This is a genomic window from Actinomyces sp. 565 (assembly GCF_010365615.1).
In the GTDB taxonomy this organism is placed as follows: Bacteria; Actinomycetota; Actinomycetes; order Actinomycetales; family Actinomycetaceae; genus Actinomyces.
In genome coordinates this window covers 89,817-112,246 of sequence record NZ_PIZD01000049.1, presented here as the reverse complement: position 1 = coordinate 112,246, position 22,430 = coordinate 89,817, and the positions used below count along the sequence as shown (strand labels likewise).

19 protein-coding genes and 1 tRNA gene are annotated in these 22,430 nt (G+C 69.0%); 9 read left to right on the top strand and 11 right to left on the bottom strand.

The window, feature by feature from the left end; all coding sequences use genetic code 11:
- Positions 1 to 2: 2 nt before the first annotated feature.
- From GZ997_RS08050 to nadD, 5 genes are all read right to left on the bottom strand, one after another.
- A tRNA-Ala gene (locus GZ997_RS08050) sits at positions 3 to 75 on the bottom strand.
- Between the two features lie 134 nt (positions 76 to 209).
- Positions 210 to 818, bottom strand: coding sequence for a histidine phosphatase family protein (locus GZ997_RS08045; protein WP_161923799.1), 609 nt, complete (start codon positions 816 to 818; stop codon positions 210 to 212).
- A 27-nt stretch (positions 819 to 845) separates the two neighbouring features.
- A complete protein-coding gene (gene rsfS, locus GZ997_RS08040) occupies positions 846 to 1,226 on the bottom strand; it encodes a ribosome silencing factor (protein WP_161923798.1) in 381 nt (126 codons plus the stop codon).
- A 57-nt stretch (positions 1,227 to 1,283) separates the two neighbouring features.
- The gene (locus tag GZ997_RS08035; protein ID WP_162679519.1) at positions 1,284 to 2,837 is read right to left on the bottom strand and encodes a hypothetical protein; all 1,554 of its coding nucleotides are present in this window, start codon (positions 2,835 to 2,837) and stop codon (positions 1,284 to 1,286) included.
- Complete coding sequence (gene nadD, locus GZ997_RS08030; RefSeq protein WP_161923796.1) at positions 2,830 to 3,513, bottom strand: nicotinate-nucleotide adenylyltransferase; 684 nt, start codon at positions 3,511 to 3,513, stop codon at positions 2,830 to 2,832. Before nadD ends, GZ997_RS08035 begins: the two co-directional genes overlap by 8 nt.
- A 364-nt stretch (positions 3,514 to 3,877) precedes the next feature.
- Between nadD and GZ997_RS08025 the strand changes: the two genes are divergently transcribed.
- The 9 genes from GZ997_RS08025 to GZ997_RS07985 all read left to right on the top strand — a co-directional run bounded on the left by GZ997_RS08025 (position 3,878) and on the right by GZ997_RS07985 (position 15,604).
- Positions 3,878 to 5,188, top strand: a complete 1,311-nt coding sequence (locus GZ997_RS08025; RefSeq protein WP_161923795.1) for an anaerobic C4-dicarboxylate transporter — start codon at positions 3,878 to 3,880, stop codon at positions 5,186 to 5,188.
- A gap of 419 nt (positions 5,189 to 5,607) precedes the next feature.
- Entirely contained in the window at positions 5,608 to 6,861 is a 1,254-nt protein-coding gene (locus tag GZ997_RS08020) for a glycosyltransferase (protein WP_343212303.1), read from the top strand.
- Positions 6,858 to 8,075 (top strand): glycosyltransferase, encoded by a 1,218-nt coding sequence (locus GZ997_RS08015; RefSeq protein WP_162679518.1) that lies wholly within the window; start codon positions 6,858 to 6,860, stop codon positions 8,073 to 8,075. The genes GZ997_RS08020 and GZ997_RS08015 overlap by 4 nt, the downstream gene beginning before the upstream one ends.
- Positions 8,075 to 9,196, top strand: a complete 1,122-nt coding sequence (locus GZ997_RS08010; protein ID WP_162679517.1) for a glycosyltransferase family 4 protein — start codon at positions 8,075 to 8,077, stop codon at positions 9,194 to 9,196. Before GZ997_RS08015 ends, GZ997_RS08010 begins: the two co-directional genes overlap by 1 nt.
- Positions 9,189 to 11,069 carry an ABC transporter ATP-binding protein gene (locus GZ997_RS08005; protein WP_202616269.1) on the top strand — a complete coding sequence of 627 codons (1,881 nt, stop codon included), beginning with the start codon at positions 9,189 to 9,191 and terminating at the stop codon, positions 11,067 to 11,069. Before GZ997_RS08010 ends, GZ997_RS08005 begins: the two co-directional genes overlap by 8 nt.
- Before the next feature lie 8 nt (positions 11,070 to 11,077).
- Positions 11,078 to 12,283 carry a phosphotransferase gene (locus tag GZ997_RS08000; protein ID WP_162679516.1) on the top strand — a complete coding sequence of 402 codons (1,206 nt, stop codon included), beginning with the start codon at positions 11,078 to 11,080 and terminating at the stop codon, positions 12,281 to 12,283.
- Complete coding sequence (locus GZ997_RS07995; protein ID WP_162679515.1) at positions 12,280 to 13,353, top strand: serine kinase; 1,074 nt, start codon at positions 12,280 to 12,282, stop codon at positions 13,351 to 13,353. The genes GZ997_RS08000 and GZ997_RS07995 overlap by 4 nt, the downstream gene beginning before the upstream one ends.
- Before the next feature lie 87 nt (positions 13,354 to 13,440).
- Positions 13,441 to 14,913 carry a HAMP domain-containing sensor histidine kinase gene (locus tag GZ997_RS07990; RefSeq protein WP_308807220.1) on the top strand — a complete coding sequence of 491 codons (1,473 nt, stop codon included), beginning with the start codon at positions 13,441 to 13,443 and terminating at the stop codon, positions 14,911 to 14,913.
- A gap of 28 nt (positions 14,914 to 14,941) precedes the next feature.
- Entirely contained in the window at positions 14,942 to 15,604 is a 663-nt protein-coding gene (locus GZ997_RS07985; RefSeq protein ID WP_161923790.1) for a response regulator transcription factor, read from the top strand.
- A gap of 57 nt (positions 15,605 to 15,661) precedes the next feature.
- Here GZ997_RS07985 and GZ997_RS07980 read toward each other — a convergent pair whose 3' ends face one another.
- The 6 genes from GZ997_RS07980 to rplU form a co-directional block, all read right to left on the bottom strand.
- A complete protein-coding gene (locus tag GZ997_RS07980) occupies positions 15,662 to 16,060 on the bottom strand; it encodes a hypothetical protein (protein ID WP_161923789.1) in 399 nt (132 codons plus the stop codon).
- Between the two features lie 53 nt (positions 16,061 to 16,113).
- The gene (locus tag GZ997_RS07975; RefSeq protein WP_162679514.1) at positions 16,114 to 17,439 is read right to left on the bottom strand and encodes a glutamate-5-semialdehyde dehydrogenase; all 1,326 of its coding nucleotides are present in this window, start codon (positions 17,437 to 17,439) and stop codon (positions 16,114 to 16,116) included.
- 1,332 nt (positions 17,440 to 18,771) lie between these two features.
- Positions 18,772 to 20,022 (bottom strand): glutamate 5-kinase, encoded by a 1,251-nt coding sequence (gene proB, locus GZ997_RS07970; protein ID WP_162679513.1) that lies wholly within the window; start codon positions 20,020 to 20,022, stop codon positions 18,772 to 18,774.
- Positions 20,019 to 21,578, bottom strand: coding sequence for a GTPase ObgE (gene obgE, locus GZ997_RS07965; RefSeq protein WP_162679512.1), 1,560 nt, complete (start codon positions 21,576 to 21,578; stop codon positions 20,019 to 20,021). Before obgE ends, proB begins: the two co-directional genes overlap by 4 nt.
- 110 nt (positions 21,579 to 21,688) lie before the next feature.
- Positions 21,689 to 21,946 (bottom strand): 50S ribosomal protein L27, encoded by a 258-nt coding sequence (gene rpmA / locus GZ997_RS07960; protein WP_161923786.1) that lies wholly within the window; start codon positions 21,944 to 21,946, stop codon positions 21,689 to 21,691.
- Positions 21,947 to 22,006: 60 nt separating this feature from the next.
- Positions 22,007 to 22,327 (bottom strand): 50S ribosomal protein L21, encoded by a 321-nt coding sequence (gene rplU / locus GZ997_RS07955; RefSeq protein ID WP_073327243.1) that lies wholly within the window; start codon positions 22,325 to 22,327, stop codon positions 22,007 to 22,009.
- Positions 22,328 to 22,430 lie beyond the last annotated feature (103 nt).

Sequence of the window (22,430 nt, the reverse complement as noted above, 5' to 3'; positions counted from 1 at the left end):
CGTGGAGCTAGGGGGATTCGAACCCCCGACCTCTTCCATGCCATGGAAGCGCGCTACCAACTGCGCCATAGCCCCTCGCGGGCGTCGCCCCTTGCATGGGCAACGCCCAAACTCTACGAAGTCAGGACCGTTCCGAGCAAATCAAAAACACGTGCCGTGCCTCACCCGTGTGCCCGCGGCGGCTGCGCACCGACTCCGCACCCCGCCGCTCACCGCACGTTCCACTCGGCTAGCATCCAGCCTGGCTTCCGCTCCCCCGGAGCCACCACCGCATGGCGACAGTTGTCCATGCTTCTCAAGCCGAACCACGCCTCACAGTCCAGCTCCAGCAGGTGGCTAACGCCAAGGGTGATCGCCGAGCCGTGGGAGACAACCACGATGGTTTGCTCCGCGCTAGCCTCCGTGTCCCGGACAATGCGCCGTAGGGCGGCGCCGACACGCGCCGAGGTTGCCGCCCTGGTCTCCACGCCCACTCCAATGGGGTCCTCACCCACGCGCCAGGCGGCAAACTCCTCGGGCCAGCTGGCCTCCATCTCCGAGCGTGAGAGCCCCTCCCAACGACCGAAAGAGCGTTCGAGTAAACCCTCGTCGAATTCGATCTGCCTGCCGGTCAGCTCCGCCAGCTCCTGCGCCGTCTGCCGGGCGCGGGTCAGCGGAGAAGAGACGACACGTACTGGGTCCAGCGCGGCAAGCCCGGGCGCGGCGGCGCGTGCTTGTTCAAGGCCAGCGGCATTGAGGGGAATGTCAATGCGGCCCTGCACCCGCATACCGGCGTTGTAGTCGGTCTGCCCGTGCCGCCACAGAACCAGCCGTGTCATGTTCTAAGCATCCCAAGCAGGCTGATCTCAGCCCTGGGCGGAAGTCGGCTCGGCGGCAGGCAGGGGCACGAGCGGACAGTCCTTCCAAAGACGTTCAATCCCGTAGTACTCGCGGTCCTCATCCTGCAGCACGTGCACAACCACGTCGGCATAGTCCAGCAGCACCCAATTGGCCTCTTCGAGACCCTCCCGAACCCGGGCCTTGGCGCCGGCCTTGAGCATCGCCTCCTCGACGGCGTCGACCACGGCGCGCACTTGCCGCTCGTTCCCGGCGGAAACGATGAGGAAGATGTCCGTGAAGGCCAGGCGCTCAGAGACATCGATCGCGACGGCATCCTGCGCCTTCTTCTCGGCGGCGGCACGGGCGGCAGCCACGGCCAGTTCAACGGCGTGTTCAGTAGCGGGCACGGGGCTCCTTCTGCAGCTGGTGCATGGCTTTGCGATAACTCTAGTGGCAAGGGGTGATCAGGTGAGCAGTGGCATCCAGGCGCTGAGCGCCTGCGACAGGGTGCCGATGACGCCATTACTGCGCAGGTACCACACGATGGCAAGGACAACCAGCGCGATCACTACGGCCAGCAGGATGATAAGCAGCGTATGCCCCACCCGAGACCCGCCGTCCGCTGCCACCTTCGAGTCGGCAGCGGCCTCGGGCACCGCTTCAGCCTCCGTCCCTGCCGCCGTAGCCGCAGACGACGCGGCCTCCGGCACCGCGGCGTCTGCCACGTCCAGGGAGCGCCACTGGGGATTGTCAATACCGCCGTATACCTCGGTGGGGTCGGGTTGGGGCTCAGCTTCTTCCGGTGCTTCTGCCTGAGCTGCATCTGCCGAGTTGGCCGACTCGTGTTCCGAGTCTGCCGCCGCGTCCGCACTGGAGTGGCCAGTGACCTGCAAAGCTGCATCAGGCTGAATGACCGGCTGAACCACGGTCAGTTCACCCGTGTTGGTGTCAACCGTACGCACCCCTTGCGCAGCGGACGGAATGCGCACAATCGGACGCCGCGCCGGCACGGCAGCGGGGTTCTCCTCCGCTGCTGGAACCGAGTCCACGCCCTCGTGCTGCGCCTGCTCGTCACTTGACTGGGACGGCGCCTCGCCGGCGCCTGCAGCTCCGTCCTCGCCCGCACCTGGCTCGTGCTCGTCAGCAGCAGCGTCATGTGGCCGCTCCCCATCCGTAGGGGCGTTTTCTGCAGCCAGTCGATTACGCAGTGAGCGCCGGGTCGGCAGCGCACTAGGCTGCGCGGCCTCAGACTCAGACAGAATCGGCGCGTCAACGGCCTCCATGACGCCGGTGGGCAACGAGGCCAGCTCCTCCTTCTGCGCCTCAGTCAGGTTGGCGTCCGCCGCCTGCGGGGAAGGGGCGCTGGCCGCGCCTGCAGCCGCAGCCACGTCGGCAGCACCATCCTCCGCCGACTCCGCCGACTCGGGCGGTGCGGACTGCTCAGCCGTGGGCACCAGGGCCGGTGTCTGTGCGGACGGCGCGCGTCCCGGCTGTGCGGCAGTTTCAGCTTGCTGCGTGGGTGAGGCCACCACGTCGGCAGCATCGTCAGAGGTGTCAGTGGGCGTGGTCTGCGCTGCCGCGGCCTGACCCTCCGACCGGCCCTCCGCACCAGCTTCGGCCCGGTCCTCGGCAGCCGCACCCGGGTCTGCCGGTGTCTGTGCAGTGGCCGGCGTCGGCGTGCGGTCCGCAGCGCCGTCAGTGGCAGGTGTTGCCGAGGCGGCGCGGGACCCGGAGGACTCGTGCGAGGGCAGTGGAATAACCGGCTGGTCAGCGAGCGGATCCTGGAGTGCGCGCGCCTGCTCAGGAGTGATCTCGCCGGACTCAAGCGCACGCTGCAGGGCCTCCGCCTCCTCGCGCAGGCGCCTCATTTCCCGCCGAGTAAGCAATGGCTGCTGCCCGGTCAGGAAGGCCTCGCGCTCGGCGGCCCGCTCCGCCTCGCGCATAGCGCGACGACTGCGACGCGCGGGGGCAGCCGACGCGCCGGGCTCAGTCTGGTTGACGTCGGTGTTCTCACTCACCTTCGTTCTCCTTCCTCAGGGACTGCTCACGCGCCACATGGGCGGTCATGGACGTGGTTGATGCAGACCTCTCGACCGTCCGGTACAAACCGTACTTGCGTATGTACTGGACCACGCCGTCGGGTACCAGGTACCACACCGGGCCGCCCCGTCCGACCCGCTTGCGGCAAGCAGTGGACGAGATAGCCATCGCGGGAACCTCCACCAGTGAGATCTTGTCGGCCGGAAGACCCGTATCCGTCAGGACGTGACCCGGACGCGTCACTCCGACCATGTGAGCCAAGGACATGATCTCCTCATTGTCCTTCCAGGTCAGGATCTGCGCCAGGGCGTCGGCGCCGGTAATGAAGTACAGCTCCGCGCCGGGATACTCCGCCATGATGTCGTGGAGCGTGTCAATTGTGTAGGTGGTACCGCCCCGGTCGATATCCACTCGCGAGACCGTGAAGCGCGGGTTGGATGCGGTTGCGATGACCGTCATGAGGTAACGGTGCTCCGCTGGGGAGACCCTTCTGTCCTTCTTGAAGGGCTGCGCCCACGTGGGCACGAAGATGACTTCGTCAAGGTTGAAGACGTCCTGCACCTCGGAGGCGGCAACGAGGTGTCCGTGGTGGATGGGATCGAAGGTGCCCCCCATGATCCCGATGCGCAGGGGACGCGCGCTGCTGTCGCTCACAGGCGCCCCTTCACGTTGTCTGTCGCCACGCGCGCTCCTCCGGTCCACTCCGCACGCCGATTGCGCACGGGCGCATACATACTGCCACGCCGCGGGCACCGATACCGACTCTCACACGCTGCACGCCAATGTTGAGATGTCCGATACGGCCTATTAGTCATGACATCACCGACACGAAATGCGCGCGCCCACACCCAAATATGGCTACGATCACAGCAGGTTGTCGTCATCCTCCCAGCCACGCCCCACACAAGTCCCTGACCAGATCAGCGGCAAGAACGGTGTTTCCCGTTGCGGTCACCGGCCGGAAGCGCATGAGGACAGCATTAGAACCACACAGCCTCATCCCGAAAGGAGACCGACGATGATCTGGTTCCATCTGGCCGTCGTCCTGTTGTTCATAGTCATTGGCGCACGCATGGGCGGCGTAGGTATCGGCCTCGCCGGCGGAGCCGGCATCCTCGTACTGGTCCTGACCGGCGTGCACACCTCCGCAGATGACGCCCCCTGGGAGGTGATCGGCATCATCATGTCAGTGATCTGCACAGTTGCCGCCCTGCAGCTGGCGGGCGCCATGGACCACCTGGTGCACCTGACCGAGGTGCTGTTGCGCAAACACCCCAAGCAGATCGTGTTCCTCGCGCCAATCGTCACCTACCTGATGTCGCTGCTGTGCGGCACCGGACACACCGCCTACTCAGTCATCCCCGTCATCGTGGACGTGGCCAAGGGACACGGCATCCGCCCGTCGCGCCCACTATCAATCGCCGTAGTCTCCTCCCAGGTCGGTGTGGCAGCCTCCCCGATCTCAGCTGCCATGGTGGCCCTGGTCGTCGCGCTGGAGCCGATCAACATCGGCTACCTGCAGTGCCTGGCCATCGTCATCCCCACTACTTTCATCGGTTGCATGGTCGGCGCCGTCGTCGCCTACTTCCAGGGCAGCGAGCTTGAGGACGACCCGGTCTACATCGAGCGCAAGGCCAAGGGCCTGGTCAAGCCCTCGGCTGCCGCGGCAGCCAACTACCAGGCGGCTCCCAGTGCAGTCCCCAGCCTGTTCATCTTCCTGGGCGCCCTCATTGCGGTGGTTACCTACGCCACCATCTCCTCCCCCGAGCTGGGCATCATGTCCGACCCGCCGATGGGCTCCACCCCGGCGATCATGACCATCATGCTGGCTACCGCCGCGGTCATTTGCGCTGCGGCTAAGAAGCCGACCACCCAGATCGCCACCCAGGACACCTTCCGTGCCGGTATGACAGCCGCCGTGTGCATCCTGGGTCTTGCCTGGCTTGGCAATGCCTTTGTCAACCAGTACGAGGAGACCATCTCCAACGCCCTGTCCGGCCCGTTCCAGGCCGCGCCGTGGCTGGTTGCGGTGTTCTTCTACTTCGCCGCGCCGCTGATGTTCTCGCACGCCGCCACCACCCGGGCGTTCATGCCTCTGATGGTCGCCCTGGGCCTTCCGGGGACTGCGCTGGTTGCCTCCTACCCAGCCGTGGCGAACTACTACCTGCTCCCCAACTACCCGACGACGGTTGCCGCCATGGAGATGGACGACACCGGATCCACACGAGTGGGCAAGATGGTTCTCAACCACCCCTTCGTGCTTCCGGGCACCGCCGCCATCATCGTGTGCGTGGCACTGGGCTTCCTAGCCGCCCCGTTCATCGTCTGACCGGCGAACGCGCCGGCGCCTTAGGTCCCGTCGGCTGACCCGGCCAAAGTCCGGAGTCCAGGCTGACGATCCGGAGTGCAGCAGGCCCAGGAGGGCGCCCGAGCATCACCTCGGGCGCCCTCCTACATGCGTCCGGGCCGGGCAAAGGCTGCCGGCCCAGGCGTTTCGCAGGCCCCGGTGACGGGCCGGTACGCCGTCTTAGAGAACTCTCATAGTCATCTCATCGTCACCTTCTGAGCCCGCAGGAGTCTATTAACCGAAGCCGCCAGGCGATTGGAAAGAAGACTCCCATGACTAGTGAATCTCCCCTGACACAAGCGCTGAAGCCCCACCTGCCGCGCGCAGTACACGCCCTGACGCCGCACGCGAGGCAGACTGCGCCGTACCCCTCAGTGCTACCGGCCGGCGTACACGGCCCCGTGCCCGTTCCACCGGCTAACGCCGCGACATCCTCACACGCCCTGACCCTGCGTCCCAGCCCGCCAAGCATCCGGGTGGTGCTCTACAGCCACGACGCCCAGGGGCTGGGGCACCTGCGCCGCAATCTGGCGCTGGCGCACAGGCTCGCCGCAGACCTGCCCGCCCTCACCGGAGCCTCCGTCACCGGCCTCTTAGTGGCCGGAGTGTCGCCGGCCCCCGGTTTCTCCCTGCCCGCCGGCTTCGACTGGCTGGTTCTGCCGGGATTCACGAAGAGCTCCGGCGGCTACCGGCCGCGCGGCTTGCGGGGCACGCCCGACTCGCTAGCGACGCTGCGCTCGGGGCTAGTGGCCTCCGCCCTGCAACGCTTCGCCCCGCACCTGGTGATCGTAGACCGCCACATCTACGGTGTCCGAAAGGAGCTGCGCGCTCCCCTGAAGCACCTGCGCGCCACGTCCCCGCGCACCCGAATCGTGCTCGGCCTGCGCGAAGTACTCGACGCGCCAGAGGTCGCCGCCGCCGAGTGGCGCAACCTGGACACTCCCGCCAACCTGCGCGAGCTGATCGACGAGGTGTGGGTTTATGGCGATCCCGCCGTGCACGATCCCATCGCAACCGGTGAGATCCCCATGTCCCTGCGTGATCGTGCCGTGTTCACCGGCTACCTGGCCAACGGCCGCAGCCAGCTCGACCACGGCCGCAGGGTGCCATCGGACCCGTTCATCCTGACCACCGTCGGCGGCGGCTCAGACGGCTTCGAGCTGCTGCGCAGTGCCGCCCGCATGACCCCGCCGCCCGGCTACCGCCACGTGCTGGTCACCGGACCCCAGTTGGACGAGGCCGGCTTCGACGCCGTGCACACCGCCGCCGGTCCCGCCACCGAGGTGCACCGTTCACTACCCGGGCTGAGCCGGTGGATTGAGCGCGCCTCCGCGGTAGTGGCGATGGGTGGCTACAACACCTCCTGCGAGATCCTGGCCACCGGCACTCCCGCGCTCATCGTTCCCCGTGAGCAGCCACGGCTTGAGCAGCTCATCCGCGCTCGCGCCCTTGAGCAGGTCAAGGCCGTCGACGTCATGCGCACCAACGAGCTCAGCCCCAAGAAGCTGAGCGTCTGGGCCGCCGGGGCCGTTAATCGGCGGATGCCCCGCACCAGCCTCGACACCGACGGGCTATCCGTCGCCGCTCGCCGCGCCGCCGCGCTGCTACGCACTCAACTCACCTCCCCAAGCTCTTTTCAGGAGATAGCGTCATGACCCGCATCGGTTACGTACTAAAGGTCTACCCCCGCTTCTCAGAAACCTTCGTGGTCACTGAGATGCTCGCCCGGGAGTCGCTGGGCGACGACCTGACGATCTTCGCGCTGCGCCCCACCACCGACTCCCGCTTTCACCCCGAGATCGCCCGCGTCAGGGCACAGGTGAACTGGGTTCCGCGCCCGCGCCGCGCCATTGACATGTGGGAGCAGCTGGCCGGCTCGGTCAACGAGCCGGCCATGCGCACCCGCCTGGCGGAGATCCTCCCCGCAGTGGCCGACTTGCCCGGAGACGAGGTTGCCCAGGGTGCGGCACTGGCCCGCAGCGCCCGCGACGCCGGCATCACCCACCTGCACGCACACTTCGCCTCCCTGGCGGGCCGCGTGGTCTGGATCGCCTCCCGGCTGAGCGGTATCCCCTACACGGTGACCACCCACGCCAAGGACATCTTCCACGAGTCGGTCGACCAGCTGTGGCTGCGCCGAATCTGCGCCGATGCTGACCGGGTCATCGCCATCAGCCGTTACAACGAGCGCTACCTGCACTCGCTGCTCGCCGGCACCGGAGCGCGCATCGAGCTGCGGTACAACGCCCTGGAGCTCGACCGCTTCCCATTCCGTCCCCCTGCCCCCGCTGACGGCCCGCTGCACGTCGCGGCGGTGGGGCGGCTGGTGGCCAAGAAGGGCTTCGATGACCTCATCGACGCCGTCGGCATCCTGACCAAGGCCGGCGTACCGGTCGTGGTGGACATTGCCGGCGAGGGCGAGGAGCACGACCGCCTGGCAGGGCAGATCACCGCCCTAGGACTGGAAGACCGCGTCAATCTGCTGGGTCCGCTCACCCAGGCGGAGGTACGCGCCCTGCTGGGCCGCGCCCAGGTGTTTGCCGCGCCCAGCAAGCCCGCTGAGGACGGCAATATCGACGGCCTGCCCACGGTGGTGCTGGAGTCCATGGCCTGCGGCACACCCGTAATCGCCACCGAGGTCACCGGGCTGCCGGAGGTCATCCGCGACGGCGACACCGGGATCCTGCTGCCGCACAGCAACCCGCAGGCCCTCGCACGCGCCCTGCGGGAACTGGCGGAGGGCACTGTTGACCCAGCACCGCTGGCCCGCAACGCCCGCGCCCTGATCGAGCGGGACTTCGACTCCCGCAGCCAGGCAGCAGTCCTTTCCGCCTGGCAGTCAAACCCCGAGCTTGAAGAGGTTCACTGATGCGTATCGCCTACATCTGCGCCGACCCCGGCGTGCCCGTATTCGGCTCCAAGGGCGCGTCCGTCCACATTCAGGAAGTCGTGCGGGCCCTACGGCGCGCCGGCCACGTAGTCACCGTGTACGCGGTGCGCCGCGGCAACCTGGTGCCGGCGGACCTGACCGACCTTCCCGTGCACATCACCCGCGTGAACGCCGACGATGCAGCCGCGCGCGAAGACGCCCAGGCGGAGGCCTCCCGCCTGCTGGCACAGCAGGCGCTCGCCGACGGCGCCGATCTGGTGTACGAGCGCTACTCCCTCTTCTCCGGGGCCCTGGCGCAGCTGGCCGAGGCCGGCATCCCCGGCGTGCTGGAGGTCAACTCCCCGCTTATAGACGAGCAGCGCCAGCATCGTGAGCTGGTCAACGAGGAGGGCGCGGTCGCGGCCCTGCGCGCCCAGGTGCGCGCCGCCCGCACCACCGTATGCGTCTCCGAGCCGGTACGCCGTTGGGTACACGGCCACGTCGACGCCCCGCGGGCGGTGACCATCCCCAATGGGGTCAACCCCGACCGTATCCGCCCCTTCCCCGAGGACCCCGACGGCGTCGTCGTCGCCTTCGTGGGAACGCTCAAGCCGTGGCACGGCGTGGCAGACCTGCTGCGCGCAGCGTCCCTGGCCAAGGAGAGCTGGACCCTGCGCATCATCGGTGACGGGCCGGAGCGGGACGCGCTGCACGCCCAGGCGGAGGAACTCGGCCTGGATGTTGACTTCCGGGGGGCGCTCGCTCCCCAGGAGATTCCCGCCGCACTGGCCGGCAGCGCCGTCGGCGTCGCCCCCTACCCGGACCTGGGTGGAGAGGATGAGCAGTACTTCTCCCCGCTCAAGGTGCTGGAGTACCTGGCGGCCGGACTGCCAGTGGTCGCCTCCGCCGTAGGCCAGCTGCCCCGGCTGCTGGACGGCATCGGGATGCTGGTGCCGCCGTCGAACCCTGCGGCCCTGGCCGCTGCCCTGGACGCACTCGCCGTTGCCCCGCAGTTGCGCGCGCGGCGCGGGGAGCTGGGCCGACGTCGCGCGGAGAAGCACCATAGCTGGGACGCCGTCGTCGCTCAGATACTGACCCTGACGGAGGCGCAGCATGCCTGAGCCGCAGATTACCCGCTCCGCGCTGAGCCGCACCCTGCGACTGGTGGCTCCGGACCTGCGGCCGCAGGCGAAACTGGTGGCGGGCGGCACCATCGCACTGCTGGCCGAGGTGGCCTTCCGCGTGGCCGAGCCCTGGCCCATGAAGATCGTGATCGACTCGGTGCTGTCCTCGCTGGGAGCCGCAACCGGTTACGCGCCCGCCAACCTGGCACGCCTGCTCGGGCTGGGGGCAGCGCTCATTGCGATCGTCGCCATGCGGGCGCTGTGCAACTACCTGGCCACTGTGTCCTTCGCACTGGCCGGGTCCCGCACCGCAATTGCGCTACGACGCCGCGTCTTCCACCACGTGCAGACGCTCTCCCAGCAGTTCCACTCCCGTAACCGCTCCGCCGACACGGTCCAGCGACTCGTGTCCGACGTGGCCCGCATGCAGGACGTGGCGGTAACAGCAGGGCTGCCTCTGGCCGCCAATGTGCTCACCCTGACGGTCATGCTCGGCGTGATGGTCTGGCTGGACCCACTGCTGTCACTGGTGGTAGTAGCCGCGATCAGCCTGTTCTTCCTGACCTCCTCCGGCAGCTCCAAGAAGATCACCTCAGCGGCCCGCCGCACCCGCAAGTCCGAGGGGCAGCTGGCTAACACCGCCCAGGAGGCGCTGAGCACCATCAAGGTGGTGCAGGCCTACGGGTTGGAGCCGATCGTCGAGGACCGCTTCGTCAACGCCAACCAGAATTCACTACACGCTGGTGTGCGCTCCCTGCGGCTGGCTGCTCGCCTGGAGCGCACCACCGATGTGATCGTGGGCCTGGCCTCGGCGGTGGTGCTGGTGGGAGGCGGACTGCGAGTCCTAGCCGGGGCCATGACCCCGGGTGACCTGGTCCTGTTCAACACCTATCTGCGCACCACCATGAAGCCGCTGCGCGATATGGCCAAGTACACCGGCCGCATCGCCCGGGCCGCGGCCTCCGGAGAGCGGGTCGCCAACCTCATGGACGTGCACCCAGACATCGTCTCCCCCGTCGATCCGGTGCCGCTCGGGCATGTGCGCGGCTCCCTGGCATTCGAGGACGTGGTCACGGAGTATGACGGCAACGAGATCCTGCACGGGGTAAATCTGCAGATCGGAGCCGGCGAGCACGTGGCCATCATCGGTCCCTCGGGCTCGGGCAAGTCCACCCTGACCTCGCTGGTGGTGCGGGCGCTCGACCCGGCGGACGGCAGGGTGCGCCTGGACGGTCACAACCTGACCAGCCTGGACCTGACCGAGCTGCGCGCCCAGGTCTCCGTGCTGCACCAGGAGGCGGTGCTATTCGCCGACACTATCCGCGAGAACATCCGCATGGGCCGGCCGGAGGCGACCGATGCCGAGATCGAGGCCGCCGCCGTGGCGGCTGGGGCGCACGAGTTCATCGCCTCCCTGCCCGACGGCTACGACACGGTCGTCGGCGAACGCGGCGGCACCCTTTCCGGCGGGCAGCGCCAGCGCGTCGCCATTGTGCGGGCCCTGCTGCGCGACGCCCCGGTGGTCATCCTCGACGAGGCCACCACCGGCCTGGATCCGGCCTCCTCCACGGCAGTGCTCGACGCCGTCGACCGGCTCTCACGCGGGCGCACCCTGCTGGCGGTCACGCATGAGACCGAAGTCGCCATGCGCGCCGACCGGGTGGTGTGGATCGAGGACGGTCAGGTCCGTCTCGACGGCCCGCCGCAGCAGCTCCTGGACGAGTCTGCGGCCTTCCGCGCCTGGGCTGCCGCCGGCGCCGCCCAGAAGGAGCTGCTGACCACCGACGATCCGGGTACCGACGCGGGTGGGCGCCGCATGGCCGACCCGAACCGTAATCGCACGAGAAAGCCATCACGGCGACACGAGTAGGAGGACCCATGTACATCAGTAGCACCCGCAACGCCGTGGACGCGGTGCTGGATCCGGACCGCCTCAGTGAGCTCGTACAAGCGCCAGTAAGAGCCGCCCGGGTGCGTATCAAGCCCGGCGTGTCAGTCACCGTCTCCCTGCTGCAGGCGGGCCGTGACCGCAGTGCGGGCTGGGCCCGACTGCTGTGGCCTGCCAGTCGTGACAAGGCCGGCAAGGCCGCTCGCCGAGCCGAGCGCCTGGGGCTGCGCACCACCCAGTACGACACCGGGGACGGGCTGCTGTTCCAGGCCGGTGAGGTTGCCGCCGATCCAAGCCTCGCCAAGCACATAGCCTTGGCCCGCAGCGAGGATCTGTTGGCAGGCCTGGAGGGCAACCTGTTGCGCTACAACCCGCTGCGCCGCCTGGTTGCCCGCACGTCCCGCGGCGTGGTGCGGGTGACTGCCGGCTCGCAGCGCCGCAGCGAGGCGCTGCAGGAGTTCGCCGGCCGATACGTCCCCGTGCCGCCGGCACCCCCCGATCCGGGCGGAGCCGTATCCGGGCACATCAGCCTCCAGCGCTTCGTCGGCGACACGGACCTGAGCCGCCACCACGATCCGGCTGCCACAGCCCGCGCCGGGGCCGCCCTGGCAGCCCTGCACGCCGCCACTGCCGACCTGCCCGCTGCACTGCGCCGGGATCTTGACGACGACGACTCCGACTCCCAGGCCCTGGCCCTGATGCACACGCGCATCCTCAATCACCTCGACCCGGCCCTGGCCGCCCGGGTGCGCCGACTCGGCGAGCTCCTGCCGGGCCGGACGCTGCGGGGACCGAAGGTGCTCGCCCACGGCGACGCCTCCCCCGATCAGGTGCTCCTGGAGCGCAGCACCGGCGAGATCTGGCTGACCGACTTCGACCGTGTCCGGCTGGCGCCCGCGGCGCTCGACCTGGGCTCCTACCTGGCCGTGGCCTGCGCCGAGGCCGGCAACGCGCTGCTGGAGGGATACGCCGACGCCGGCGGTAGCCTGCCGTCCCGGACCGAGCTCCTGGCTGCCGTCGCTCGCGCCCGGCTGGCGCGCATTCAGGACCCGCTGCGTCACGGTGATCCGCATTGGCGCCGCCGGATCGCGCTGGAGGCGGACCGGATCGAGGCGCTGGCGGCAGCGTATTACGCAGGTAAGGGGGCCGCCGCTGACCAGGGCCCCTACCGCGACTGCTCCCAGGAGGCATCATGAGCACTTCAGGCACGCAAGGCGCCGCTCCCACACCGGCTGTGGCAGCGCTGCGCGCCCTGCCCGGACTGGAGCGGGCCTGGCCGGATCGGGACCGCGGCCTGGTCTTTGAGGCCAGGGACTCCGATGGGCGCCTGCGGGCCGGGCGGATCGACGCCGGTGGGAGCGTGTACACCCTGGCCTACGCGCAGGACCCGGCACTACCCGATCTGTCTGCCCGGCTGCTGTACCCGCACGGTGACGGGCGCCTGGTCGTCCACCGCGCAGGCCGCCGGGCCGTAGTGCTCGGGCAGGACCGGGTGCGCAAGCTGGTGCGTCCCGGCCGGGCCGCGCGGCTGGCGGACCCGCAGGCGGCGCGGCCTTTCGTGCGTGCGGGCCTGCGTACCGCTCGGGTACTGGACCGCTCCGCCTCCCGCCTGGACCTAGAATTGCTGCCGGGAAGCTCCCTACGCGACCTGGGCGACGCGGGAATGGCCGGCTGGGAGAGGCTGGTGCAGCTGTGGCCCGCCGTCGTCCGCCCCGAGGCGCTGCCGGAGCACACCGGGGCCGACGAGGCCGAGGTACTGCGCAGCTGGCGGCGGCGGACACTGAACCTGGGGATGCTTGCAGGAACCACCATGGCCTCGACGCGGGTCGGGGACGCCGTAGCCCGAGTGTGCGCGGTGCTGGAGCAGCCGGGCGACCCATTAGCCGCATCCCACCGGGACCTGCACGACGCCCAGCTGCTGTGGGACGGGAGCACCCTGTCCCTGCTGGACCTGGATACCGCCTGCCTGGCCGAGCCCGCCCTTGACGTGGGCAACCTGGCCGCGCACGTGGACCTGATGCTTGCTCAGAACCGGCTCAGCACGACGGCGCACGGTCGGGTAGCCTCCCTCCTGGAGGACCTGGGCCGCCAGCTCGCCAGCCGCCCACGATTGTCCGCGTACTACCTGGCCTCCCGGCTCCGGCTGATCCACGTGCACGCCTTCCGCCCCGGCGCCGAGACTTGGCTGCCTGCCTGGACCCGGGAGTCCCTGCGGCTAGTGGCCTCACCCGGTGACGCCTGGGCGGACCGCGCCCCGGGGGAATAAGTGCCGACTCCACGGGTGGGCGGCACACGCCCCGAAGCGGTCCCGGTCAAGCAGCATGATCGGGACCGCAACGGGCACAATAGATGGGTGAAGGTCACCGCCCCGTTCTCCCGGGCGACCATACGCACCCGGATCATGTGGACAATTGTCCTGGTTGCCTCGGTGGCGCTGGCCACCTCGGGAGCCGCCGTGTGGATGCTGGATCTGCGCTCCACTCACGCCGATATCGACGACCGCCTGGTACTAGCTCGCCAGGAACTGCGACGCCTGGCGAGCACGGGCGTAGACCCCGCCTCCGGAACACCGCTGACCGATCCGGGCCAAGTGCTCCAGACCTACATGGGCCACTCCGTGCTCGGCTCCGGCGAGGGACAGCTGGGCATTATGGACGGCGCCGTGCGGCTGGTGTCTGCCGACAGCATCGAAATGCGCCCGGAGTCCGATGCCGAGCTAGTCGAGCAGCTGCTGCCGATGGCGAATTCCGGCATTTCTACCATCAGCGACGTCAAGACAGCTGGCGGCCGTTACCGGGTACTGGTAGTACCTCTGTCCGACGGGCACACCACAGCGGCACTAGTCCGAGCCGTCGACCTCGACGCGGCCGAGGCGGGCGTATGGCGCACCATGCGGCTTTACGCGGCGGCCGCCTCCGTCACAGTGGTGCTAGTGACCGCGCTGGCATGGCTCAGCATCGGTCGGCTACTACGCCCCATCTGGGAGCTTCGCAACGCCACTGAGTCAATCGACGAGCGCGACCTGACCACCAGAGTGCGCGTTCGCGGCCGCGATGACCTCTCCGCACTGGCAGCCGCAGTCAACCGCATGCTCGATCGCGTCCAGCGGGCGGTGGAGGCACAGCGGGAGCTGCTCGACGACGTCGGGCACGAGCTGCGCACCCCCATCACGGTGGTGCGCGGTCACCTGGAGCTCATCGACCCCGCTGACCCTGAAGACGTGCGCCAGACCTCCGAGCTGGCCCTGGACGAATTGGACCGGATGAGCGCGCTGGTGGGAGATCTGCTGGAGCTGGCGCGCAGCTCCCAGAGCGACTTCGTGACCCCCGAGGCCACGGATGCGGAGACCCTGACCATGCAGGTGTTCGATAAGGCCAGCGCCCTGGGCGAGCGGCGCTGGCGACTGGAGGCGTGCGCATCGGGCACGGTCATGCTTGACCCGGCACGCATCACCCAGGCCTGGCTGCAGCTGGCGGCTAACGCCGTTAAGTACTCCGAGGAGGACTCCCGGATCTGGCTCGGCTCGGCGATCGGGGCAGGCTTTGGAACGGACACCGAACTGCGGGTGTGGGTACGTGACGAGGGCATCGGAATCGCGCCGCAGGACCTGGAGAAGGTGCGCCGTCGCTTCGCCCGCACAGCCCAGGCGCAAAGGCGTGCCGCGGGCTCGGGGCTGGGGCTGAGTATCGTGGAGAACATAGCCGACGCCCACGGCGGCGGGCTCGACATCGCCTCCGAGATTGGGAGAGGATCAACCTTCACGCTGCGCATTCCCGTGCGACTCCCTGAACCGGCACGGCCCGGCGCGGCAGAAAGGGACGGGTGAATACCATGACCACACCCATGCTTGACGCATGACCGCAGTAATGATCGTAGAGGACGAGGCCCGTATCGCCTCCTTCCTGACCAAGGGGCTCAAGGCCGCCGGATTCGTGCCCAAAGTAGTGGACAACGGGGCGGACGCCGTAGAGATGGCACTGCTCGGCGAGGCGGACATCATCCTGCTTGACGTGGGCCTGCCGGACATCGACGGTTTCGAGGTGCTTGAACGCATACGCGGTCAGGGTGTGAGCACGCCGGTCATCATGCTCACCGCCCGCTCCTCCGTGGCTGATCGGGTGGCCGGCCTGGAGGGGGGCGCCGACGACTACCTGCCCAAGCCCTTCTCCTTCGACGAGCTCGTGGCCCGCATCCGGCTGCGACTGCGCCCTCAGGAGACCGCCGCCCCTGATCCCGGCCTCCTGGTGCACCGGGACCTGGCCCTAGACATACGCACCCGCCGAGTGCGGGTGAACGGGGAATGGGTGGACTTGTCCGCGCGAGAGTTCGCTCTTGCAGAGGTGTTCATGCGTCATCCCGACCAGGTGCTCAGCCGGGAGCAGCTGCTGGCCAACGTCTGGGGACTCGACTTCGATCCCGGCTCCAACGTAGTGGATGTCTACGTCTCCTACCTGCGCAGCAAGCTCGGCAAGGACAGGCTGGAGACAGTACGCGGAGTCGGCTACCGACTGAGCTGACGGTCCGGCGCCCGGCGCTCCTCCTGCGGTGCTCCCGTCCGGGAGCACGCACTGCGCTCAGTCGTCGTCCTTGTCGTCGTCGTCATCATCGTCGTCCTTGTCGTCGTCATCATCGTCATCGGTATCGGTGCGGGCGCCGGAACCTCCATTCGTCTGCGGGGTGACGGCCTGAGGCGGCGCCGGCTGTACCACCTGCGGCGTGGCGGCAGCACCGTCGCCGTCGTCGTCACTACCGGCGCTGGGGGTTGCCGTGACGGTGGCTGCGGGTGGCGTCATCAGCGGCCCGGCACTGCGCGCAGCCGCGGCGGTAGCGGAGGCGGTTGGGGTCATGGCGATGCCCGGCTCGTCGCCGAGCCCCGCCGGCCGACGGAATACCAGCAAACCTACGCACACGAGCAGCACCGCCGCCGCGACGGCTACTAGTACTGCCAACGGTCTGCCACGATCAGGATTCACGGGTTCTGTCCTCCTGGGATACCGCCCCGGCTACGGGGAGTAGGCCGCCGGGATCAGGGACGGACGTGCCCCTCCCCCTCGACGATCCACTTAGTGGTGGTGAGCGCCGCCAGGCCCATGGGCCCGCGGGCGTGCAGCTTCTGGGTGGAAATGCCGAGCTCAGCCCCCAGCCCCAACTGCCCGCCGTCCGTAAAACGGGTGGAGGCGTTAACCATTACAGCGGCCGAGTCGACGCCGACGACGAACCGGTTCATCGCCGTGACGTCCTGCGTCAGGATCGCCTCGGTGTGTCCGGTCGAGTATTCCGCGATGTGGGCGATGGCGTCATCGATGGCGTCAACCACGCGCACCGCCAGGTCCAGGCTACCGTACTCGGTTTCCCAGTCCGCCTCGGTGGCGTCCACCAGCAGCTCCGAGCGGCCCTGGGCGGAGGCCTGCTCCTCTAGGTAGGCGCGCGCGCCGGCGTCAACGTGCAGCGTGACTCCGCGCTCCCACAGGGCGTCTGCCGCAGCAGGCAGATAGGCGGAGGCGGCAGACCGGTGTACGAGCAGAGTCTCGGCGGCGTTGCACACACCGACCCGCTGGGTCTTGGCGTTGACGATGATCTCAACGGCAGCAGCCAGGTCAGCAGCCGCATCCACGTACACATGGCAGTTGCCTGAGCCGGTCTCGATCACTGGGACGCTTGACTCCTCCACCACCGCACGGATCAGGCCCGCCCCGCCGCGGGGTACAAGCACGTCAATCAGGCCGCGCGCGTGCATGAGGGCGGTGGCGCCGGCACGGCCCGCCGGGTCGATAGTGGTGACTAGGTCGGCGGGCAGGTCCGCCGCCGTCAGGGCGTCGCGCAGCACCGTGATGATGGCGGCGTTGGTGTCCGCGGCCGCGCTACCGCCACGCAGTACGACGGCGTTACCAGACTTCAGGGTCAGGGCGGCCACATCCACGGTGACGTTGGGGCGGGCCTCATAGATCATGCCGACCACGCCGAGCGGTACCCGCACACGCCGCACCCGCAGGCCGTTGGGCAGGGTCTGCCCGTCGACGATCTGGCCGACCGGATCGGGCAGTGCGGCGATCTCGCGCAGGGAGCTGGCGATGGCCGCGATGCGATCGCCGTCCAGGGCGAGGCGGTCGATCAGTCCGGGCTTCATATCGGCGGCGCGGGCGCGCTCGAGGTCCCGGGCGTTGGCGGCGAGGATCAAGTCGGCGCGGGCGGCCAGCGCGTCGGCCAGGGCGTGCAGGGCGGCGTCCTTGCGCTCCCGGTTGAGCCCGGCCAGGGCGCGCTGGGCCTGGCGGGCGGCGCGGGCGGTGGCGGCGACCAGGGCTTCGGCGTCGTTGGCTGAATCGTTGGCGGCATCTACGGGTGAAGTCGTCATGACACCAGACTGTAGTCCCCGCCGCGCCGTGCGGGTAGGCGCGGTCCGATAGCAGACGCTGGCTGAGGACGCTGAGTCCTACTGCAGCCTCATCCCGCGACTGCGGACCGTTCGCCCGGGAGGGCCCTCGCAACGGCGTACGTGCGTCAGGCGCCGGCCCTAGCACGTCCCGCGCCCGTCGGAAGCGTCCTCGCTGCCGGCGGGCGGCCGTCGACGACGCGGGATCATCTGCAACGCCACTTCGGGGTTAACAACGCCTGTTAACGGCCTGCTGAAGGGCTGCGAGGTATACAGCAGGCCGTAAAGTAGCGTTGTTAACGTCCAGCCGGCGCAGCAGAGGCCGAGGCGGCCAACCCGACGCCGTCTCCGGCGCCCACCGACTTCCCGGCGCCCACCGGGGCCTCCAGTGATCCCCCGGGCTCACAGCCTCCCCCCGCGTTTTGTCACTCGGACCGTCTGGGAGACCGTCTGGGAGCGCATTTAAGGCGGCCCAACCGCAGGATGACGATCCAACCGGGGCAACCGATAGTGCGTCGACGACGCCGGTCGATCCCTCAACGACCCGGGCATGCCCGGCAACGGCATACGCACCAGGACACCGGCCCGACGACATCCTCACCGACCCGACAACGACCACCACACAACAACCCGAGCCCTTGTCCCCACACCCACAAACACGAAGAACCCTAAAACCCTCCCGGCAGAGCGAGGCGGACTTCTCCGACGGTACTCTGCGCCTCATCGGCCTGCTGCGGGCCATCATTGTGGCCCATTATTAAGGCACCGGCGAATCCAGGAGTGCTGCTACTGGAGAAGGCTGAGCGTTCTCTCAACAGCTCGATTGTGCGACTCCTGCCGTCAGTCCTGGCGCAAGTGCGCCGCTCTCCTGAGCTGCGGATCGTCCTGTCCACACACTCGCCAGGGATCCTGAACGACGAGGGCATCAACCCTGCCGAGGTACTTGTCCTAACACCGTTACTGATGACGGTTCCGGGGCGAAGCCTCTATCCCTGATCCCACACGCGGTCGACGAGCTCGGCCTCGGGCTTGCCATGTCGGGCGTCGTGGACGGCCTCATCTCCCCTGGCGACCCCACTGGCTTGCCCAAGGCAACGAGGACCCGCTGATGGCTCGTACGCCGTACGTATTAACGAGTTCGCCCTAGAAGAACGGGACGTGGGAGGGGCGAGCAATGCCAGCCCCAGCCTGGCCCGCTTAGTGGCCCGCCTGGATGCTATGCGGGAGGAGCTCCAGGCGACGTCTCCACGCTGAAATGCTGAATCTCGCACCTCCGTGCGCAGACAGCCCGGGCGCGGGCCTGCTGCAGCGGTCTCAGTCGCCGGCGGTGCGGGGCAGCTCAGCCAGGTCATCGCGGTGCACCACCGGGGCCACGTGGTCGCCGGGGGCGGGGGCGCCCCGGCCGCGGGCCTCCAGCACCTCCTCGATCTCGGAGGCCGCGTAGCGGCAGATACCGCGGGCGAGCACCCGCTGCGGCCCCACGATCTCCACCACGGAACCAGACTCGAAGTCCCCGTCCACGCCGACCACGCCGGGCAGCAGCAGCGACTTCTTCCCCTCCGTGACGGCACGCGCCGCACCGACGTCGACCAGCACCCTGCCCTCGGGCATGGAGGCATGTGCCATCCATAGGCGCCGACTGGAGCGGTGCGGCCCGGTGGGAGCGAACCAGGTACCCAGGTCGGAGGGGATGTTGCGTCCGCCGAGCAGGCGCGGAGCGTCGTCGGCGTTGGCGATAATCGTGGCCGTGCCGGAGGCGCAGGCGATGGTGGCTGCCTGCACCTTGGTGGCCATGCCGCCTGTTCCAAGGGCGCCGGCGTCGCCATCCACCCGCACCCCCGCAAGCTCGTCGCTTCCGCCCACGTAACGCACCGGGTGGGCGCCGGGCGTGCCCGGGCGGGCCGTCCACATGCCGTCCACGTCCGTGAACAGGATGAGCACGTCGGCGGTCACCAGGTGGGACACCAGGGCGGCCAGGTGGTCGTTATCGCCCAGGTTGAACTCGGCAGTCGCTACGGCGTCGTTCTCATTGACCACGGGCACCGCCCCCATGGACAGCAGGGCGTCGAAGGTAGCGCGCACGGTCCGGTAGTGGCTGCGCACGGCCACGTCCTGAGCGGTCAGCAGCACCTGTGCAGTCACCGCCCCATAGGCGCTAAGAGCAGTCTGCCAACGGGAAACCAGGCGCCCCTGCCCCACGGATGCGGCGGCCTGCAGCAGGCGCAGCTCGCCGGGGCGAGTCTCCAGGCCAAGCGGAACCAGGCCGGCGGCCACTGCACCGGAGGAGACCAGTACGACGTCGTGCCCGCGTCGGCGCATGCCGGCAAGCAGCCCGGCCAGGATGTCGATACGGTTCAGGTCCAGTCCGCCGTCGGGGCGAGTCAGTGAGGAGGAGCCGACCTTGAGCACGACGCGCGCCCCCTCCGGCAGGGCGTCGGGGCGCAGGCAAACACCGCCTGCGCGCGCATCTGCGCCCGCGCCCTGGTATACGGCCCCGTTTCTAGTCCCGGCGCCCCGGCCCGGCCCATGCGACTGTCCCGCGGCATTGGCAAGCGGAGTGCTCATGCGTCCTCCCAGTCGGCGGCGTCGGTCCACAGCCCCTCAGCGGCCTCGTCGCGCAGCTGCTGGCGGGCCGCCTCCTTGGCGTCCATCCACTCGTGGTAGCGCTCGCGCCGCTCGGCGTTGGTACGGCGGTGGCGGTCTTCCAGGCGGGCGTCGGTACCGCGGGCGCCGAGCAGCTCCGCGCCGGTGGTCATGGACGGCTCCCAGGTGAAGATGACGCCGCCCTCAACCGCACCGATCAGCACGGTGTCCCCCGCGTGGGCGCCGGCCTTGGCCAGCTCATCCTCGACGCCGCCGGCGGCAAGCCGGTCGGCCAGGTAGCCGACCGCCTCGTCGTTGGAGAAGTCGGTCTGCCGCACCCAGCGCTCCGGCTTGGCCCCGCGCACCTGGTAGACGGTGCCCTCGGCGGGGTGCTGGATGACGGACACGGTCGCAGTCGCCTGCCCGCCGCGGCGGCCCACGGCGGCGGGGCGGATAACGGGCCGCACGGGCTCGGCGGCGGGGACCTGGGCGCGGGCCCGCAGCACCAAATCCGCCAGGGCGAAGGACAGCTGGGACAGCCCCGCGTGGGAGACGGCGGAGACGGTGAACACGGGCAGGCCCCGGGCCTTGAAGTCCGCCTCCACCAACTCGGCCAGATCGGCCGCATCGGGGACGTCGGCCTTGCCCAGCACCACCACGCGCGGGCGCTCCATCAGCGGCGGCAGTCCGGTAAGCGCCGGGTCGGCCTCGTCGCGCCCGAGGCGCTCGGCGTAGGCGGCCAACTCGGCCTCGATGGTGTCGAAGTCGCTGACCGGGTCACGCCCCGGCTCCAGAGTGGCGCAGTCCAGCACGTGCACTACCACAGCGCAGCGCTCGATGTGCCGCAGGAACTCCAGGCCCAGCCCCTTGCCCTCGCTCGCGCCCGGGATCAGCCCGGGCACGTCCGCCATGGTGTAGCGGACCTGGCCGGCCTCAACCACACCCAGGTTGGGGGTCAGCGTGGTGAAGGGATAGTCGGCGATCTTGGGCCGTGCAGCGCTCATGGCGGCGATCAGGGACGACTTGCCGGCACTGGGGTAGCCGACCAGGGCCACGTCGGCGACGGTCTTCAACTCCAGGGTGACGTCATGTGACTCGCCGGGCTCGCCCAGCAGGTGGAAGCCGGGGGCCTTGCGCCTGGGGGAGGCCAGGGAGAAGTTTCCGCGGCCGCCGGGCCCGCCCGCGGCGACAACGACGCGCTCGCCGACTTCAGTCAGGTCCGCCAGCACGCCGCCTTCGGAGTCCTTGACGACGGTGCCCAGCGGCACCGGCAGCACCAGGTCCTCGCCGTCGGCACCCCGGTGCCAGCCGCCCTGGCCGGGGGTGCCGGACTCGGCGCGCCGGTGCGGTGCGCGGTGGTAGGTGAGCAATGTGGTCACGCGCGGGTCGGCGGACAGGATTACGCTGCCGCCATTTCCGCCGTCGCCGCCGTCGGGGCCGGCCAGCGGCTTGTACTTCTCACGGTGGATCGACGTACAACCATTTCCGCCGTCGCCGCCGGCGACGTGCAGGACCACCCGGTCAATGAAGCTGGGCATGAACGACTCCTCGGAGTGAACGGGGCGACCTCCCCGGGGCCGGCATGCGCGAGGGCGGACGGCCAAAGCCGCCCGCCCTCGCGGATACCGTCATGATGCTGGAGGCTGCGTCAGCCTTCGGATGCGACCACGTTGACGACCTTGCGGTCGCGGAAGGTACCGAACTTGACGTTGCCGGCGGTCAGGGCGAACAGCGTGTCGTCCTTGCCGCGGCCCACGTTGTTGCCGGGGTGGAAGTGAGTGCCGCGCTGGCGGACGATGATCTCGCCGGCCTTGACGAACTGGCCGCCGAAGCGCTTAACGCCGAGCCGCTGGGCGTTGGAGTCGCGGCCGTTGCGGGAGGAACCAAGACCCTTCTTGTGTGCCATGTGTCGGGCTTCTTTCTGTTTCGCTGTTGCCTAAGAGGATACTGCGGCGGGGCGACCCGCTCAGCCGATCGCGGTGACCTTGATGGCGGTGAGCTTGGCGCGGTGACCCTGGCGCTTGCGGTAGCCCGTCTTGTTCTTGAACTTGAGGATGTTGATCTTGGGGCCCTTCTCGTCGCCGACGATCTCGGCCTTGACGGAGGACTTGGCCAGGTCCGCCGCGGAAGCGGTCACCTTGTCTCCATCCACCAGCATGACGGGGGCGAGGGTTACCTCGTCGCCGACCTCGCCGGCAAGCTTGTCGACAACCACGACGTCACCGACGGAGACCTTCTCCTGACGGCCGCCGGCCTTGACGATCGCGTAGACCACTTGACTGCTCATCTCTGTCGTATCTTCTAGCCGCTCGCTCCCGGGAGCACTGCTCCACCGCTCGCGGGCGACTACCTGGGCAATGGTGCGGAACGCACCGCCGGATTACTTTATG

Coding starts and splice junctions, on each gene's coding strand:
- GZ997_RS08045 (WP_161923799.1), bottom strand. CDS start 818: ATGACACGGCTGGTTCTGTGGCGGCACGGGCAGACCGACTACAACGCC.
- GZ997_RS08025 (WP_161923795.1), top strand. CDS start 3,878: ATGATCTGGTTCCATCTGGCCGTCGTCCTGTTGTTCATAGTCATTGGC.
- GZ997_RS08015 (WP_162679518.1), top strand. CDS start 6,858: ATGACCCGCATCGGTTACGTACTAAAGGTCTACCCCCGCTTCTCAGAA.
- GZ997_RS08010 (WP_162679517.1), top strand. CDS start 8,075: ATGCGTATCGCCTACATCTGCGCCGACCCCGGCGTGCCCGTATTCGGC.
- GZ997_RS08005 (WP_202616269.1), top strand. CDS start 9,189: ATGCCTGAGCCGCAGATTACCCGCTCCGCGCTGAGCCGCACCCTGCGA.
- GZ997_RS08000 (WP_162679516.1), top strand. CDS start 11,078: ATGTACATCAGTAGCACCCGCAACGCCGTGGACGCGGTGCTGGATCCG.
- GZ997_RS07995 (WP_162679515.1), top strand. CDS start 12,280: ATGAGCACTTCAGGCACGCAAGGCGCCGCTCCCACACCGGCTGTGGCA.
- GZ997_RS07985 (WP_161923790.1), top strand. CDS start 14,942: ATGACCGCAGTAATGATCGTAGAGGACGAGGCCCGTATCGCCTCCTTC.
- GZ997_RS07975 (WP_162679514.1), bottom strand. CDS start 17,439: ATGACGACTTCACCCGTAGATGCCGCCAACGATTCAGCCAACGACGCC.
- proB (WP_162679513.1), bottom strand. CDS start 20,022: ATGAGCACTCCGCTTGCCAATGCCGCGGGACAGTCGCATGGGCCGGGC.
- obgE (WP_162679512.1), bottom strand. CDS start 21,578: ATGCCCAGCTTCATTGACCGGGTGGTCCTGCACGTCGCCGGCGGCGAC.
- rpmA (WP_161923786.1), bottom strand. CDS start 21,946: ATGGCACACAAGAAGGGTCTTGGTTCCTCCCGCAACGGCCGCGACTCC.
- rplU (WP_073327243.1), bottom strand. CDS start 22,327: ATGAGCAGTCAAGTGGTCTACGCGATCGTCAAGGCCGGCGGCCGTCAG.